The organism is Thalassomonas sp. M1454, assembly GCF_007097525.1.
Taxonomy (GTDB): domain Bacteria; phylum Pseudomonadota; class Gammaproteobacteria; order Enterobacterales; family Alteromonadaceae; genus Thalassotalea_A.
This window is the reverse complement of record NZ_VKDD01000002.1, coordinates 323040-340451: the sequence shown is the minus strand read 5'-3', so window position 1 is coordinate 340451 and position 17412 is coordinate 323040. Positions and strand designations below refer to the sequence as shown.

At 37.7% G+C, this 17412-nt stretch carries 19 protein-coding genes; 9 read left to right on the top strand and 10 right to left on the bottom strand.

Features of this window, described 5'->3' with window-relative positions; translation table 11 throughout:
* Window positions 1–10 precede the first annotated feature (10 nt).
* Window positions 11–922 carry an alpha/beta hydrolase gene (locus FNN08_RS03420; RefSeq protein WP_143583352.1) on the top strand — a complete coding sequence of 304 codons (912 nt, stop codon included), beginning with the start codon at window positions 11–13 and terminating at the stop codon, window positions 920–922.
* Window positions 923–1020: 98 nt separating this feature from the next.
* Here the strand turns inward: FNN08_RS03420 and FNN08_RS03415 are convergent, their stop codons facing one another.
* The 7 genes from FNN08_RS03415 to astE all read right to left on the bottom strand — a co-directional run bounded on the left by FNN08_RS03415 (window position 1021) and on the right by astE (window position 8540).
* The gene (locus FNN08_RS03415) at window positions 1021–1404 is read right to left on the bottom strand and encodes a hypothetical protein (protein WP_143583351.1); all 384 of its coding nucleotides are present in this window, start codon (window positions 1402–1404) and stop codon (window positions 1021–1023) included.
* Between the two features lie 389 nt (window positions 1405–1793).
* Complete coding sequence (locus tag FNN08_RS03410; RefSeq protein ID WP_143583350.1) at window positions 1794–2672, bottom strand: patatin-like phospholipase family protein; 879 nt, start codon at window positions 2670–2672, stop codon at window positions 1794–1796.
* A 48-nt stretch (window positions 2673–2720) separates the two neighbouring features.
* Window positions 2721–3257 carry a murein L,D-transpeptidase family protein gene (locus tag FNN08_RS03405; protein ID WP_260679263.1) on the bottom strand — a complete coding sequence of 179 codons (537 nt, stop codon included), beginning with the start codon at window positions 3255–3257 and terminating at the stop codon, window positions 2721–2723.
* Window positions 3258–3422: 165 nt separating this feature from the next.
* Window positions 3423–5003, bottom strand: coding sequence for a dihydrolipoyllysine-residue acetyltransferase (locus FNN08_RS03400; RefSeq protein ID WP_143583349.1), 1581 nt, complete (start codon window positions 5001–5003; stop codon window positions 3423–3425).
* A gap of 12 nt (window positions 5004–5015) precedes the next feature.
* The gene (locus FNN08_RS03395; protein ID WP_143583348.1) at window positions 5016–5993 is read right to left on the bottom strand and encodes an alpha-ketoacid dehydrogenase subunit beta; all 978 of its coding nucleotides are present in this window, start codon (window positions 5991–5993) and stop codon (window positions 5016–5018) included.
* Window positions 5993–7177: a thiamine pyrophosphate-dependent dehydrogenase E1 component subunit alpha gene (locus FNN08_RS03390; protein ID WP_143583347.1), complete on the bottom strand. Its 1185-nt coding sequence runs from the start codon at window positions 7175–7177 to the stop codon at window positions 5993–5995. Before FNN08_RS03390 ends, FNN08_RS03395 begins: the two co-directional genes overlap by 1 nt.
* 280 nt (window positions 7178–7457) lie before the next feature.
* Window positions 7458–8540, bottom strand: a complete 1083-nt coding sequence (astE, locus tag FNN08_RS03385; protein WP_260679262.1) for a succinylglutamate desuccinylase — start codon at window positions 8538–8540, stop codon at window positions 7458–7460.
* A gap of 212 nt (window positions 8541–8752) precedes the next feature.
* Between astE and FNN08_RS03380 the strand changes: the two genes are divergently transcribed.
* The 3 genes from FNN08_RS03380 (at window position 8753) to FNN08_RS03370 (ending at window position 10312) form a co-directional block, all read left to right on the top strand.
* Window positions 8753–9073 carry a hypothetical protein gene (locus tag FNN08_RS03380; RefSeq protein WP_143583346.1) on the top strand — a complete coding sequence of 107 codons (321 nt, stop codon included), beginning with the start codon at window positions 8753–8755 and terminating at the stop codon, window positions 9071–9073.
* A 196-nt stretch (window positions 9074–9269) separates the two neighbouring features.
* Window positions 9270–9500 carry a DUF350 domain-containing protein gene (locus FNN08_RS03375; RefSeq protein WP_143583345.1) on the top strand — a complete coding sequence of 77 codons (231 nt, stop codon included), beginning with the start codon at window positions 9270–9272 and terminating at the stop codon, window positions 9498–9500.
* A 5-nt stretch (window positions 9501–9505) separates the two neighbouring features.
* Entirely contained in the window at window positions 9506–10312 is an 807-nt protein-coding gene (locus FNN08_RS03370; protein ID WP_143583344.1) for a transglutaminase-like cysteine peptidase, read from the top strand.
* Between the two features lie 73 nt (window positions 10313–10385).
* On the opposite strand, the gene pgm is transcribed toward FNN08_RS03370, so the two are convergent.
* The gene (pgm, locus tag FNN08_RS03365; protein WP_143583343.1) at window positions 10386–12032 is read right to left on the bottom strand and encodes a phosphoglucomutase (alpha-D-glucose-1,6-bisphosphate-dependent); all 1647 of its coding nucleotides are present in this window, start codon (window positions 12030–12032) and stop codon (window positions 10386–10388) included.
* A gap of 40 nt (window positions 12033–12072) precedes the next feature.
* On the bottom strand, window positions 12073–12684 hold the full coding sequence (gene seqA, locus FNN08_RS03360; RefSeq protein ID WP_143583342.1) for a replication initiation negative regulator SeqA: 612 nt from the start codon (window positions 12682–12684) through the stop codon (window positions 12073–12075).
* 198 nt (window positions 12685–12882) lie between these two features.
* Here seqA and FNN08_RS03355 point away from each other — a divergent pair, with 198 nt between their 5' ends.
* From FNN08_RS03355 to fur, 5 genes are all read left to right on the top strand, one after another.
* Window positions 12883–13662 (top strand): alpha/beta fold hydrolase, encoded by a 780-nt coding sequence (locus FNN08_RS03355; RefSeq protein WP_143583341.1) that lies wholly within the window; start codon window positions 12883–12885, stop codon window positions 13660–13662.
* Between the two features lie 91 nt (window positions 13663–13753).
* The gene (locus tag FNN08_RS03350) at window positions 13754–13975 is read left to right on the top strand and encodes a DUF2788 domain-containing protein (RefSeq protein ID WP_143583340.1); all 222 of its coding nucleotides are present in this window, start codon (window positions 13754–13756) and stop codon (window positions 13973–13975) included.
* 4 nt (window positions 13976–13979) lie between these two features.
* Window positions 13980–14255: a LexA regulated protein gene (gene ybfE / locus FNN08_RS03345; protein ID WP_143583339.1), complete on the top strand. Its 276-nt coding sequence runs from the start codon at window positions 13980–13982 to the stop codon at window positions 14253–14255.
* 60 nt (window positions 14256–14315) lie between these two features.
* Window positions 14316–14843, top strand: a complete 528-nt coding sequence (gene fldA, locus FNN08_RS03340; RefSeq protein ID WP_143583338.1) for a flavodoxin FldA — start codon at window positions 14316–14318, stop codon at window positions 14841–14843.
* A gap of 188 nt (window positions 14844–15031) precedes the next feature.
* A complete protein-coding gene (fur, locus tag FNN08_RS03335; protein WP_143583337.1) occupies window positions 15032–15475 on the top strand; it encodes a ferric iron uptake transcriptional regulator in 444 nt (147 codons plus the stop codon).
* Between the two features lie 144 nt (window positions 15476–15619).
* Here the strand turns inward: fur and glnS are convergent, their stop codons facing one another.
* Window positions 15620–17290, bottom strand: a complete 1671-nt coding sequence (gene glnS / locus FNN08_RS03330) for a glutamine--tRNA ligase (RefSeq protein ID WP_143583336.1) — start codon at window positions 17288–17290, stop codon at window positions 15620–15622.
* Window positions 17291–17412 lie beyond the last annotated feature (122 nt).

Genomic DNA, 17412 nt, shown 5'->3' with positions numbered 1-17412 from the left:
AGGAATTATTTTGTCGCTTAAACACATATCTAAATATCTTATTGGTACATTATTAATAGTTGCTAGCTCTTGTATAGCAGTGCAAGCAAACTCAAACATGTCAGCAACCATTACTTATGAAAATATTGCTTATGGCAAACACCCTAATCAAATAATCGATTTTTGGAAAGCTGATACCAAAGAGCCTGCCCCATTAGTTATTTATATTCATGGAGGTGGTTTTAGAGGTGGGTCACACGATAAAGTTGATGGTAAAAAAATTGAAAAATATCTTAAAAATGGCGTGCATCACGCTTCGATTGAATATCGCTTACTAAAACATGCAAACTTTCCTGCTGCCCATGAAGACGTGGTTCGCGCTTTGCAATTTATTCGAAGTAAAGCGGATGAATGGAATATAGATAAAAATAGAATTGCAGCTTATGGCGGCTCCGCTGGGGGCCAACTTGTGTCTTATTTAGCTTGGCATGACGACTTTGCAGATCCATTAAGCGAAGACCCAATATCACGTGAATCATCTCGTTTAACAGCTGTTGCACCAAGAGGCGCGCAGTCAACTATGGATCTAAATTGGTGGGTGGAAAATATCCCTGGTTATCAACGTTCGTTTAGTAAGTACGCAGATAGCTCAAAGCCAGGCGTTGCTGAAATGATCAAAGAGCTGTCAATTATTAATCACATTAGCGCAGATGATCCCCCTACTTTCATGAGTTATGGCATGAAACCAGATGCTAAAATACCCAAGAAGCGTAAATCAGTTAGGGGCTGGGCTATACACCATGTGAATTTTGGTTTAGCAATGCAAGAACAGCTTAAGAAAAACGGGATTGAGGCACACCTAACGTACCCAGGAAACAAAACTGCTTTTAAAAACGAGGTTGAATTTTTACTACATCACTTAAAAACGGTACAGGCTGATTAACGCAAAGTTTATGATAAGAGCCTAGCTACTAGAGTTAGGCTCTAAAGAAAACAATTTAGGTAATACAAAATTACTTTTACATACCATATTGCTTAGAACTAACTTTGCTCTGCGGAGTATAAAGAGTTCTTTTGGCACTCAGAAACATCTGCAAAAGATTCATCTATTTTTTTACCTTCGTCAGTTTCCATAACAGCTTTTTTAGCAGCCCAAGATTCCATATTTGGAAATGAATCAACAAATACAAATGTACCAAGATTACCTACTATAGGTGTTACAACATAACTTCTTATATCCCCACCTTTAACCGCTTTATTTACATAAGCTACCCATTTGCTATTTAAAACTTTTACATCTTCTATAGATTTTCCTTCTTTAAGTGTACAAGACCAAACTTGCTCAATACGTGCATCTGCAAATGCATTTACACTAAATCCAAGCACAGTCATTAACGATAAAGCTTTAATAAAAGCTGATGTCATAATAATTTCCCTTTGATATTTTAAATTATTTTTAAGAATGCAATAAGGACAAAACAGAGAGTTTTATATCACGCTTTAAAGGTAGTCGGTTTATAGTAAGATGCAATAAATAGGTTTTACCCAATAATAAATGGGCAATTAATTTAAGCTGAAAGTTTAATTTATCGATGCACAATACCCAGGAGGAGGTCCCGTTTAAAAGCATAACGGGATGACGTTGTATTTTTCTATTTCCAGTTATTTTACAGCGCTTTTTTTTGATTTTGCAAGTGACTATGAGTGGAACTAAATTACCGTTCAGACTCATCTTTTGCGGGGCTACTTCATAGCTCGTTGGGATAACGCAGTAGCTTAACTAGGATGTGTGTTCCAATTTTCGATGTCTCTTTTTAAAGCTTTAGGCTATCCACGACATCTTGATAAATAGCCAAACCTTGTTTTTTGCCAGCTAAAGCAGAGTCGGTACGTTTATTAGGATCCAATGGATTCTTGCCCATTTCACTCAAGCTGTATTCATCAGGGATTATCACGTGTACTTGCGCACCCTGAGCTTTTAACAGCGCAACTTCATCTTGCAAGTTTGCCCACGGCATGCCTTTTTTGCCTGCGCCTGTTGGCGAGATGATTAATACCTTTTTACAGCCGGTGATCAAATCAGCATTGTTCATTGAACGGATACCGCCATCAACAAATACATGATTATTATCTCGCACGGCTGGCCAAACGATTGGCACGGCACAACTTGCAGCAACAGCATTGGTTAAACTGATATCTGAGTCTTGATTAAAGATAACGTGTTGCCCTGTTTGAGCATCGATAGCAATAATATTTAACGTTGGGGCTAAATCTCCGCTCGGCCAGTTGTGCTCGGTTAATCTTGCGTGAATAACCTCTAATCGCTTTTCTGGTTGTACTGAATTAGTTTTAGAAGCTATTTTGCCAATACATTGACGAAACTTTATAGGGCTCTTCCAATACCTTAATGCAGGAAGTAGTTTCCATAACAAAGCTAATTTATTCAATTTAGGTACAAGCTCATGGTTTTGTTTGCTCTTATCAACTTGACGTTCAAATAACTCAGTTAAGCTTGTAGAGCTTGATATTTGTGCGCCAACTGTTGAGCCAGCAGATGTACCAACTATTGAATCAAATATAGATAAATCTAAGCCATTTTCTTCTAGGCCGGCAAGGATCCCTGTCATCCAGGCAATACCGGTAACACCACCGCCGCCAAGAACTAAATTATTTTCTGCTTGTTTGTTGTTCATATCATTTATTCTTATTTTTTATTATTAATTGGTTAATTAAATTAATAATTACCACTTAATTTGAATTTTTGTACCGGTATCGACTAAGTCCATAAACTCATCCATTTCAGCATTGGTTAAAGCGATACAGCCGTCGGTCCAATTATATTTTTGTCTTATTAGCGCTTGTTTAACACTTAATGTCTTTTGCCCATGAACCATAATAAATCCACCCGGGTCGACATTTTTAGCTTTCGCATTGGCAATATCTTGCTGGTTTGGGTAGTCGATGTGCATAGAGCGATAAAAGGCTGAATTTTCTTTTTTATAATCTAAGGTATAAGTGCCCTCAGGTGTTCGACCATCGCCCTCTTGCTCTTTATGGCCTTTGGGCTGAGGCCCTAAGGCAATGTGATATTCTTTAATCAAGGTATTATTGGCATATAAATACATACGCCTAGAAGACTTATCTACTTTTACTAAATCTACAGCTGGCTCAAAATTATCACTATCAAATACAACCAGCTTATTTTTAGAGTATGCTGCTCCATTAACACCGATAAATAGTGTCATAACAACAAAAAGTAAAGAAAATAACTTATTCATAGTTACAGATTATAATTTATAGATGTTAGTTAAATTAAATCGCTTCTTATTCTATAGCAAGATGTTTATCTAAAATTGCTATGAAACAAATGTGAAAAGGGCTTTCAATACTGAAAGCCCTTTCTAATTAACATTTTAATGCATGCACATTGGTTTAATACGCAATTAACTCATATGCATTAGCATCGAGGTTGGCTCTTCAAGGAATGACTTCCATAAGTTACTAAAGCGAGCTATTGTGCCACCATCAATTACGCGGTGATCTCCAGACCAGCTTACTTGCATAATAGAGCGAGCAACAACATTACCATTTTCATCAAAACGCGGCAGTGTTTGTAGCTTGCCTAAAGCAACAATAGCCACTTCTGGTTTGTTAATGATTGGCGTAGCAACCGTACCGCCGAGTGCGCCAATATTTGAGATACTTATTGTGCCGCCTTTAATATCGGCTGAGGCAACACGCCCTTCTCTAGCATCGTTAGTTAAACGTGTAACTTCTTTTGCTACATCCATAATTGATTTTGACTCAACATTTTTAACGTTTGGTACTAACAAACCAACTTTAGAATCAACTGCCATACCAATATTATGATCATCAAAGTAAGTGATTTCACTGCAATCGTCATTTACTTTGCTATTCATTAATGGGTATTGCTTTAACGCTAACGACATCGACTTCATAAAGAATGGCATCATAGTTAATTTAATGTCTTGCTTCGCATACACTTCTTTTAACTGACCACGTAACGCAATAAGGTTGGTCATGTCAATTTCTTCACAATAAGTAAAGTGCGGAATCGTAGAAACAGACGCAACCATAGCTTTTGCCATTGCCGCTTTAATACCGCGGATAGGCTCAGTACGAGTGCTCGTTGATGTTGCAACAACGTCTTTAACTTGCGTACTCGCTTGAGGTGCGGTGAAGTTAACTACGTCCTGCTTAAACACGCGTCCTTTAGGTCCGCTGCCTGCAACTTCGTGAATGTTTACATTAAGCTCGCGAGCTACGCGGCGAACTGCTGGGCTTGCTAATGCTTTGCCATTAACAACAGTATTAGTACTTTGAGTGTTTACCACAGGTGCAGAAACAGCAGTTGCAGACGCTGCAGCTACCTCAGGAGTAACAACCTCTTCTTTTGCAGAGATAGAAACAGATGTCGATGCACTGTTGGCAATTTCAATAGCAAATAAAGGTTTATGAACCTGGGCAATATCACCTTTTCCGTAATGTAATTTAACTACCTTACCCGCATGTTTCGCTGGTATTTGAACTAATGCCTTATCAGTCATTACATCAACTACCGCTTGGTCTTCTTCAATTATATCGCCTTCGCTAACTAACCAGTCAACAATTTCACACTCCACAATACCTTCGCCAATATCAGGAAGAATAAAGTCTTCGACAACATTCGCACCTGTAACAGCTTGTGCTGTTTGTGTTTCTTGTACAACTGGCTCAGCTACTTCTGCAACTAGGGCTGGAGCGGTTGTTTGAGCAGGTGCACTATCAGTAGGAGTCATCGCAAATAAAGGTGAATGTACTTTAGCAATATCACCTTGGGCATAGTAAAGCTTATCAATAACACCAGAATGCATTGCTGGAATTTGTACTAGCGCTTTATCAGTCATAACATCAGCAACAGGTTGGTCTTCAACAATGCTATCGCCTTCTTTAACTAACCATTCAACCAATTCACACTCAACAATACCTTCGCCAATATCAGGTAAAATAAAATCAATACTCATATCGGTAAATTCCTAGTAGTTAATTGAGGCCATAATGGCTTCAAAAGTTTTTAATTCATCAGGCATGTATTCTTTTTCTTGCGCTAATGGGAAAGGCGTATCTAAACCACATACTCGTGCTATAGGAGATTCTAAGTGTAAGAAACATTTATCTTGGATTGTTGCAGCTATCTCGCCAGCAAATCCACCGGTTAATGGTGCTTCATGATTTATCAGCAAACGGCCAGTTTTGCTCACAGAGGCAGCAACGGTTTCAACATCCCAAGGAAGTATTGAACGTAAATCAATAATCTCACATGAAACGCCCTTAGCTTCAGCCATTTCAGCGGCTTTCTCAATAGTTTCCATTTGAGCGCCCCAACCTAGCAAAGTTATATCACTGCCAGATTTAACAACTTCAGCTTTACCTAGTGGTAATTGGTAGTCCTCTTCAGGTACTTCGCCTGTTGATGCACGGTATAACTTTTTCGGCTCAAAAAATACCACCGGGTTTTTATCGCGAATTGCCGCAAGTAATAGGCCCTTAGCTTGATAAGGGTTACGAGGAACAACAATTTTCAAACCAGGGGTATGAGCAAAATACGCTTCAGGAGATTGACTGTGGTATAAACCACCAGCAATACCACCACCGTAAGGTGTGCGAATAGTTAAATTACCTACATTAAATTCATTACCACTACGGTATCTGAACTTTGCTGATTCATTAACGATTTGATCAAAAGCCGGGAAGATGTAATCGGCAAATTGTATTTCAGCAATAGGTACGCTGCCCTGTGCAGCTAAACCATTGGCAAACCCCATAATGCCTTGCTCAGTAAGCGGAGTATTGAAACAACGGTCTTTACCAAACTTTTCTTGTAAATTACTGGTAGCACGGAATACGCCGCCAAAATGACCAACATCTTCACCAAAACAAACTGCTGAGTCATTTTCTGTCATCGCGATATCTAAGGCGTTATTTATCGCTTGTAGTAGATTCATTTTCGCCATTATTTTATTCTCCCTGCTGTCACTGGGTAAGCATCTGGGTACTTTTTAATATGCTCTTTTAGTTCGGCTAATTGTTCTTTTAATTGTGGTGTTGGAACGTCATAAACATCATCAAACATTGACTCTAAATTAGGCTTGTCGATAACTTCAGCCACTTTAACTGCTGCTAACACATCTTCTCTTAAACCTTCAAACGTGGCAGTTTCTTGTTCTTCATCCCACCAACCTTTTGCTAGCATCCAGTTTTTCATGCGTAAGATTGGGTCGTGTTCAGCGTATTTAGCTTCTTCTTCTTTTGTACGGTAGCCCGATGGGTCATCTGAAGTTGAATGCGCCCCTAAACGATAAGACATGGCTTCAATAACCACTGGTGCATTATTTTCAATAGCGTATTTACGAGCAACTTGCGTTGCTTTTAAAACAGCAAGTAAATCATTACCATCGACACGAATGGTTTTAATACCATAACCAACACCGCGACTAGCTATACCATTACCCATGTATTGTTGTGATGAAGGTGTAGAGATTGCGTAGCCGTTGTTACGACAGAAAAAGATAACAGGCGCTTTATGAACTGCAGCCATATTTAAGCCGGCATGGAAGTCACCTTCAGATGCTGCGCCTTCACCAAAATAACAAATAGTACAGGTTTGATTGCCTTTAAGCTTTTGCCCGTAAGCATAGCCTGCAGCTTGCGGGATTTGTGTACCTAAAGGTGATGAAATGGTCATATAGTTCAATTCTTGTGAACCATAGTGGATAGGCATTTGACGACCTTTACCAAGATCTAACTCGTTAGAGAACATTTGATTCATAAACTGCTCTAAACGAAAGCCACGGAACATTAACGCACCTTGCTCACGATATTGCGCCATGATCATATCTTTATCATCTAAGGCAGCTGCGCTACCAACACTTGCGGCTTCTTCACCAAGCGCTGTCATATAAAAACTTAAGCGACCTTGACGTTGTGAGGCAACCATACGCTCATCGAGTACACGGTGAAAAGCCAAAGTTTTATAAATTTTTGTCGCTAAGGCTTGATCAATTTCAGGCATATCAGCATTGTCATAAACACTGCCGTCTTGTTTTAGAATTTTTAGAATTGGGATTTCGACAGAATGACCGTCAATAAATTCAACTTGATGAATAGTACGGCCTTCTTGATACATTTCTGCGTCCATAAGCTTCTCTTTTGTTTTCGCCTAAATGGCTTATAAAATAATTCAAACGTCGTATTATTAGATTTTCAGTATCGAGTACTGAACTATTATGGTTACGTTGTTGTGATTATTTTTATTGTTGTAAATTTCACGAGACTTTAACGCCAGCAAAAATGAGTTGCAATTTTTTGCCTAAATTAGGCCTTACAAGAACACTTTTACTGGCAATCTAGCTTTACACTTTAAACAAGCAAGAGGCGCTTATTATAGGAGTTATTGTTGTCGCCAAAGTAATTTAAAATTACTTATCAGTAAAAACTAAATCACTTACTTTAACTGGTATCACCGTTAATAACGCTCTTTGACCGAGAGCTACATTAGCATTTGGAAAGATAATAGCTTCTCCAGGAACTGTTACTTTATGCTCGGTTGAACCATCAATCGCTAGTACATGCTCAACAGGGTAATCGGTAAAGTTCTGCGCATCGTCGGCAAAGGTAAAAGTAAAGTTTTCATGCTCACGATTAATGATTTTATATATTTCAAATATATTAAACTCACTACCATTAAATTCACCAAAACACGGATTGTGTGTAGTAATTAAGGTTGTTAATGATTGCTTAGTTTTAGCAAACTTAGTCATATCGTTTTGCCCAAAAGGCTCCACTTTGCCTAACTCTACGGTAAAAGCATGTGCAGAAAATTCATTAGCCGAAAAATAACTAAACGTTGTTGTTGGGCTATGTGATAACAGTATAGTATTAATGCCGCAACTTAGTAAAAACTGTAATTGTTGTTTGCTATAAGCTTTACCATTTAAAAATGGATAAACGGCAAACTTATCATTTTTAGAGCCGCGAATCGCAGTATGTAAATCATAATGAAAGCGCTGTCTGTCACCAGAAATAATCGCTCCTTGATCAAAAAAGTCACGCACATAATTTTCTAATGCTAGCGCCCTTTTACGCTCATTATTAAATAAACCCTCGCCATCACTATGGGCACCAGAAAATAAGCGATTTAAATTTTCCTCAACAAAACGCTCACCAATATTAATGGACTCAGGATTACCAAATAAAAATAAAACTCTTTGTTTTAACTCAATTTTACCTAAAATCAGTTCTTGAATAAGTTGTTGGCAAATTTCAATTGGCGCAGTCTCATTACCATGTATGGCACTCGATAACACCACATCACTATCGGTAAACTGCTCGATTGGCTCAAAACTAATTACGCCAGTATCAAGCACGCTAACCAAAGTTTGTAATTGAGATTGCGGATGAGTAAGAGTAAAGCTAAATGCTTCAGGTAGTTGCTGTGGGTATTGGCGTGTAATAGCAAGAAAATCGCCGGTTTTCAGTAATTGTTGTTGGATTTGTGACACGATAAAAACACTTTGCTAAATGATGTTGCTATTTTAGGTTAATATCACCTAGGTTGCTAATTAATAACAAAGTTAAATAGTGCGCTGATGTAATGTAAACGCAACAACCACCAGATTTAAGAGTAAACTCGTTAATACGGTTAAAGACTGGTTTTAGCGTTATACTAACTATTAATCAAACCCTCCCCTTGCGCAACTAAGAGCTAAATTTAATGAAACCTTATACCAATATTGCTGAGCTAATTGAGCAACTACAAGCCGACATACAAGAACTAACAAATACAGTGAGTGTTTTAAAACGAGAGCCAGCAAGTGTTAATGAGGAAATTATCCTCAAATATATTGATACTGCTAGCACAGGTAAAACTAAAGACTTTGTTCGTGCATTAGGAGTGCAATCAGAGCGAGGATTATTTTCATCTGGCGATGTAAGTAAATTAATAAGAAATGGTGCAGATGACATTGCGCCAGAATTATTAGCAATAGCGCAAAAAGTAGTACAAATGAAAAAGCATGGTGGTTCAAAGCGTTAATACTGCTGTTTTATATCTCAGATACAGTATAAAGCCTTATTAATAATAAGGCTTTTTTATCCTAGCTTCTGCAATTTTATATCGAATGGTCTAATGCTAATTTTATAAGTGGTTTATTTTTACTCATAATTAGGATATAAAAATGACTTACCATAATATATCTAATTGAAAAATATAATAATAAAAGGAACACATGATGGAATGGGATTTTATTTCTGCGAGTTTGATCAACTTAGCAATCAACTTGAGTTACACCGTAATTGCTTTGTTTGTCGCGGTGAGCGCGTTAATAATCATAGATAAAAAATTATTAAAAGGTGTCGATATACAAAACGAGTTAAAACAAAATAATTTAGCTGTTGCCATATTTGCCTCTGCGATATTAATTTTTGTTGCTCTAATCATTTGTTTTGGTTTGAAATCATAGTTGTAATGAAATATTTTATTTTATTTTTTATTGCTGTATTCATTATTGCAACGTTTAAACCAAGAGAAGTCGATGCCTTCGATCAGCAACTGATCATCAAGGCACAACAAGCCGCAGATAAAATTTCAGCAAAACTAACCACTAACGCAAATCAAAAAGGAAGCATAACCTTTGCCAGCAATGGTCAAACCTGGACTGAGGCGGGTATCCAAGCAGCGGTAGACCGTCGAAACAACACAAAAAGGATGCCTGCTTATACTCTAACTTGGCAAGATAGTAATGGCGTTTATGCTACCGCATCTTCAATGGGGCTAGATTGGAAACACCATTTCGTAAACAGCTACTTGGTTGGAATTCGCCCTTTTGCAGTAAAAAATCATTGGCTGCCATTGTATACATTAGCCCAGATAAAAACCTATCAATTAGATGATGAACAATATGGTGCAAGAGATTTATGGCAAAACTCTGCTCAGGCTTTTCGCTTACCAAGAGGTGATTGTGAAGATCATGCTATTGCTCTTGCTGACTGGCTAATTTCAGAAGGTCTTGATGCGAGAGTAGCCTTAGGGAAATATAAAACTGAAGGACACGCTTGGGTTGTAGTAAATAAAAATAATAAGACATATTTATTAGAAGCTACGAGTAAACGCTCAGGAAAGTCTTGGAATCATTACCCGTTAGCCGCAATTAGTCAAAATTATTTTCCACAATATATGTTTAACAGAACTGATTTTTGGGTTAATTCTACCAAGCAGAAAACAACGGATTACCTTGGTAAACACTGGAAAAAAACCTCTACCTTCAGCCGTTAAAGGCAATTAATTTTTGCCAAAAAAACCTCGAAACGTTACCGTCTCAAGGTTTTGACTTATTATCTAATGGGAACTATAACCCTGCGTTTTTAAATGCAGCACTCACAAGTACTTGCGCTTCACTTATAATGGTTTGTAGGTGCTCATCACTGATAAAGCTTTCGGCATAAATTTTATAGATCTCTTCCGTACCAGATGGACGAGCGGCAAACCAACCATTATCAGTAACGACTTTTACACCGCCTATTGCAGCATTATTACCAGGAGCATGACTAAGCACAGCTGTAATTTTCTCGCCTGCTAAGGTGTCTTGACTGATGTCGGCTTTTGATAATGACGTTAATACCTGCTTTTGCGCTGTAGTAGCAACGGCTTCTACTCTACCATAGCTAGGCTCACCTAATTCTTGCGCTAAAAAGCGGAACCATTGATACGCATCTTTACCTGTTACAGCTAACATTTCTGCTGCTAGTAAACACATTACAAAACCGTCTTTATCTGTGGTCCAGCAACTACCATCTAAAGCAAGGAAAGATGCACCCGCACTTTCTTCGCCGCCAAAAGCGTAGCTAGAATCTTTAAGACCATCAACAAACCATTTAAAACCCACAGGTACTTCGGACAAGGGCTTATCAAGTTTTTGCGCTAATCGGTCAATAAGAGAGCTAGACACTAAGGTTTTACCAATTTTAGCTGTTTCTGGCCAACTACGATGGGTCAATAAATAATTTATGGCAACCGCTAAGTAATGGTTTGGGTTCATTAAACCGCCACCAGGGGTAACAATACCATGGCGGTCAAAATCAGGATCGTTACCAACACTGACATCGAATTTGTCTTTCATTTCGATAAGACCAGCCATAGCATATGGCGATGAACAATCCATTCGAATTTTGCCGTCTTTATCTAATGGCATAAATGCAAAACTTGCATCTACTACCGGATTAACGACTTCAATATTTAAATTATATTGTTTAGCAATTTCAGGCCAATAATCAATACCTGAGCCACCAAGTGGATCAACACCAATACGGATACCCGCTTTACTTATGGCTGCCATGTCAATAACTTGCGCGAGTTGCTGGGTATAAAACTGAATAAAATCTTGCTTAGCTAAATTAGGTGATTGCATCGCTTGAGTAAAAGGCAATTGCTTAACATCGACTAAGTCATTAGCTAAAATCTCATTGGCTCGTTGCTCAATAAGCTTAGTTATTTCACCTTCTGCTGGACCACCATGTGGAGGGTTGTATTTAATACCACCATCACTTGGCGGATTATGTGATGGTGTTATGATCAAACCATCCGCTTGTGCTGTATTTTCTTTGTTATGAACAATGATTAGTCGTGAAATAACAGGCGTTGGCGTAAAGCCTTCATCTTGTTGAATAACAACAGGTACACCATTAGCAATAAGTACACTTATCGCTGAAGCAAACGCAGGCTCTGAAAGTGCGTGCGTATCTTTGCCTAAGAATAACGGTCCAGTAAAACCTTGCTGCGTTCTATATTCTGCAACCGCTTGGCAAATAGCTAAGATATGGTTTTCATTAAAACTAATTTTAGCGGCACTACCGCGATGCCCAGAGGTACCAAAACTCACTTGCTGAGCCGCAATATTTACGTCAGGCTTTAATAAATAGTACTCACTTGTTAAGCGGCCAATATTAATTCTGTCGACTGGTCTTGCAGGTTTACCAGCATGTGGGTGTTCGCTCATTGTTATTCCTTTAATAGCTTTAGTTTACAGTTAGTGTTTATTATAGAAAATCACGAATAATTTCAGCTTCTTCACTAGTATAGCCAAGTACGTTGGCAACATCGGTAAGCATCAATTTTTTTCTGGTCGTATTCGAATTAGTAGTAACCCAATAATTAGTTTCTGGTATTTGTTTTGGTTTAGTTGAATGACCATTTTCTAATAATTCGTTTTCAGATTCAGCAAAATATAAACGGTCTCGACCACGAATATCTAATACCGCAGAAAATTGATTAGGATGAACACGATACAAGTTAGACAGGATTAATAAAAATCGACCAACTGCGCCGCGTTGCATTGCCAACTCTTCTTTATTAATTAAATCAAAAATACTTTGACCTGAAGTAACAGAGCTAGCATTTTCAGCATTGGCTTTGTCATCAATATCACTTGTTTGATTTTGTGCTTTAGTGGTTTGGGCAGGCTTAGGTTTTACTACAACTTTATCTTTTTTAATCGTTGTTGTTTTAGGTTGAGCTTCAATAGTTTCTTCAGCGGCAACTGATTCAAGCGCTAACAAGCGTCTTAAAATACTAGAGGCGCTTTCGCCAATGAATTTAGTATTGCTGGCGATGTATTGATAAATTTCTTCATCAATTTCGATGGATTTCATGTACTTTCCAATAGAATTGTTCTTAGAAAGTTAAAGATTATACTGTGCTTATCAGTAACTCTCTACCCTGATTTACAATCAATTTTAATTTTTTTAAGATTAATTGATAGCTGATTAAAGAATGATTAAACAATCATTGCCGAAACTAGGGTAAATCTTTAAAATAGCGGACAATTATTTTTATTACTAACCTTACATATGTCCGAGATATCAAAACCATTATTAAATTTTGCCATTCGTGGTGAAGGCAGTCCGGTATTACTTATACACGGTTTATTTGGCAGTTTAGAAAATTTAAACATGGTCGCTCGTGAGCTAGAAACTAGTTACCAAGTCATCAGTGTTGATGTTCGTAATCATGGTAGCTCTTTTCATCACAAGTCTATGGATTATAACGATCTAGCAACAGATATTTTCGCCTTACTTGACCATTTAGAAATAGAAAAGATTGCGGTATTAGGCCATTCAATGGGTGGAAAAATAGCAATGCAGTGCGCGCTAACTTCACCACAAAGAATAGACAAACTGATTGTAGCGGATATCGCTCCTGTGCTTTACCCTCCACACCACAACCAAATTATCGAAGGTTTATTAAGCATTGATTTATCTGGTATTTCTAACCGACAAGATGCTGACAAACAATTAGCTAAGTATGTTAGTGAGCCTGGTGTTAGGCAATTTTTACTGAAAAACTTGGTTAAAGGCGAACAGGGCTTTTTCTGGCGCGCTAACATCAATGCGGTAAATGAAGATTACCAAAACATTGCCAAAGGGCAAGTCAGCTCTACTCCTTATTTAGGGGATACGCTATTTATTAAAGGCAGCAATTCGACCTATATTTTAGCTGAACATAAACCAACTATTGCGCAGTTGTTTCCAAATTCTAAAGGCAGAATTATTCAAGGTACTGGCCATTGGTTGCATGCAGAAAAGCCTGCTGCATTTAATAAAATAGTGAAAGATTTTTTGGCTAAATAAAAATTTAATAAATGTGCTTTAGCGACCTGATTATCCGTGTTTTTTTAAACTTAGTTATGCTATAGTCCTGCCATTAAATTTAGGGTGTTGTATGCTTTCCGAAAATATAGAATTAATTGAATCAATTGGCTTAAATTTATTCTTTTTAGTTATTTTTTTCTTCATCGGTATGTCTATTCATGACGTAATGAACAAAAACAATGTACCTAAGAAAGGAAAGTTAGTCGTTTATTTTGTATTATTCCTTGGTTGTGCCGGCTTTATTGCAAAAGGTGTGATCCAAGTCATATGGGAAAGTAATGGTATAGGCTAAAATTATGGCTAAAGAAGTAGCAGATTTAACCACCTTTGATTTATTTGTTGATGAAAAGCGCCCTGGTCGACCAAAGACCAATCCTTATCCTAGGGAAGTGCAAGTTAAAATCAACAAGCGAAATCAAGTAAAAAGAGATAAAAGCAAAGGCTTAAAACGAGTAGAATTTAAACTACATCATGAAGTTTTTGCACAGTTAGATACGTTAGCTAAAGATAAAGGCGTAAGCCGCAGTGAATTAATTGAATCATTGATCATCGAAGCTTTAGCAAAAGATTAAATTAATTGAGTCTAATGACTCGATTAGTCACAGTAATTTAGAGAATTTAAGGGTTTTAACATGGCAACAGTCGGACTTTTTTTTGGTAGTGATACAGGTAATACTGAAGCAGTAGCCAAAATGATCCAGAAAAAACTGGGTAAAAAGAACGTTGAAGTTAAGGATATTGCTAAAAGCACTAAAGAAGATATCGCAGAATTTGATTTACTTCTTATTGGCATCCCTACTTGGTACTACGGTGAAAACCAATGTGACTGGGATGACTTCTTACCAGAGCTAGAAGAAATCGACTTTACTGACAAATTAGTAGCAATCTTTGGTCTTGGTGACCAAGAAGATTATGCTGAATATTTTGTTGACGCTATGGCGCCTATCCGTGACATCGTTGAAGCAAAAGGTGCTATCGTTGTTGGTAACTGGTCTACCGAAGGCTACGAATTTGAAGCTTCAAAAGCATTAATCGATGAGAATACTTTCATTGGCTTAGCGCTTGACGAAGATCGCCAACCAGAGCTAACTGAATCTCGTGTAGATGCTTGGATTGAGCAACTTAATGACGAAATGTGTTTAGCTGAGCTTTTAGATTAAGCTTAACTAAACATCAATTGAGCCTCGCAAATGCGGGGCTTTTTTATATCTGAATTTAAACTGATGAAATATCGTTCAAACATTTGTACAAAACAATCTAATTGCAAATAATTATCAATTAGCTCTTTTAACCTCGGCAAATAATCCCTATAATTTCAGCAATCAAAATAAACAATAGAAAGGTTTCCATGCCAGAGCATAACGAAGAATTAAAAAGAGCTGGGTTAAAGGTAACTTTACCAAGAGTTAAAATCTTAGACATCTTACAATGTCCAGATAACCAACACATCAGCGCTGAAGATGTTTATAAAATACTTTTAGAGCAGCATGAAGAAATTGGCCTTGCTACTGTGTACCGAGTTTTAAACCAATTTGATGATGCAGGCATTGTTACCCGTCATCATTTTGAAGGCGGTAAGTCTGTATTTGAACTTACCCAAAAAGCACATCATGATCATTTAGTTTGTTTAAACTGCGGTAAAGTAGTTGAATTTGAAGATGACGTTATTGAGCAACGCCAAGTTGATATTGCTAAACATAACAAAATTAAGCTAACCAACCATAGCTTATACCTTTACGGTGAATGTGAAGACGAAGTGGCTTGTGAACAATATCGATTAGATCATTTATAAATAATAAGCGATTTAAGATATAAAAAAACCTGCATCAGCAGGTTTTTTTATGCCCTTTCAGAAGGATATTTTTAACAGTATAAAGCTTTAGTTTAGCTTAAATGCATAATGCGAACAGCAGTAAATAAGTTATCGCTGAATCAGTTACTGACCTGATTTTCCCCATGTATCACGCAAACCAACCGTACGGTTAAACACTAAGTGCTCAGCTGTTGCATCTTTATTATCTAAGCAAAAATAGCCTTGACGTTCAAACTGGAATGCAAGCTCAGGTTTAGCATTAGCAAGTGACGGTTCAACTTTAGCATGAGTAATAGTAATTAATGACTCTGGGTTAATTACGCTATGGAAGTCTTCTTCTGCGCCAGGGTTTGGCACAGTAAACAACCTGTCGTATAAACGCACTTCCGCATCAAGAGCTTCATTTGCACTTACCCAGTGAATTACACCTTTTGGCTTAGTGCCATCCGTTGGGTTCTTACCTAAAGTTTCGGTATCATAAGTACAGTAAACCGTTGTTACGTTACCTTGTTCATCTTTATCACAACGAACAGCGGTGATCACATACGCACCACGTAAACGAACCGCTTTATCAAGTACTAAGCGCTTGTACTTTTTATTCGCTTCTTCACGGAAATCTTCAGCTTCAATGTAAAGCTCACGGCTAAATGGCACGATACGCGAGCCTTGTGTTTCATCACTAGGGTGGTTTTTAACGTTCAGCTCTTCAACTTGCCCTTCAGGGTAGTTTTCAATTACGAGTTTAATCGGATCAAGAACAGCCATTGCACGAGGAGCATTGTCGTTTAAGTCTTCACGAATACAAGCTTCTAAAACACTGATCTCAACCGTGTTGTCCATTTTTGTTACGCCAATACGTTTGGCAAATTCACGTAAAGATGCCGGTGTATAGCCACGGCGGCGGTAAGCGGCAATCGTTGGCATACGAGGATCGTCCCAACCATTAACTAATTCTTCTGTAACCAATTGATTAAGTTTACGCTTACTCATCACAGTGTATTCAAGGTTTAAGCGAGAAAACTCGTATTGATGAGGCTGAGTTTCAATTGAAATATTTTCAATAACCCAATCATATAAACGGCGGTTGTCTTGGAATTCTAATGTACAAAGCGAGTGAGTTATGCCTTCAATTGCATCCGAAATACAATGGGTAAAATCGTACATTGGATAAATGCACCACTTGTCACCTGTTTGATGGTGATGTGCAAATTTAACACGATATAAAACCGGATCACGCATACAGATAAAGCTTGAAGCCATATCAATTTTTGCACGCAATGAACATTCGCCCTCTTTAAATTCACCATTTTTCATTTTGGCAAATAAAGCTAAGTTTTCTTCAACTGATGTATCTCGATACGGGCTGTGTTTACCTGGCGCATTTAACGGGCCACGATATTCACGTACTTCATCTGGTGTTAAGAAACACACAAATGCTAAACCTTTCTCAATTAACTCTACCGCATATGCATAAAGTTGATCAAAATAGTTTGATGAATAACGAACATCCCCTGCCCATTCAAAACCTAACCATTGTACGTCTTTTTGAATCGAGTTAACGTAATCAATATCTTCTTTTTCAGGATTCGTATCATCAAATCTTAAGTTACATAAGCCCTGGTAATCTTGAGCGATTCCAAAGTTTAAGCAAATAGATTTAGCATGACCAATATGTAAGTAACCATTTGGCTCTGGCGGGAAACGAGTTTGCACAGCAGTATGCTTACCACTGGCTAAATCTGCATCAATGATATTACGAATAAAATTGCTAGGACGGTTTTCAACTTCCGACATCTAGTGAACCTCAAAAAAAAGTGAATAGGAAAATAATTTGCCAATTAAATTAATTTGGCATAAGTGGCAAACATTATAACAACAGTTTTATTTATCTTATAGCGTTAACATTGCTAACTTTA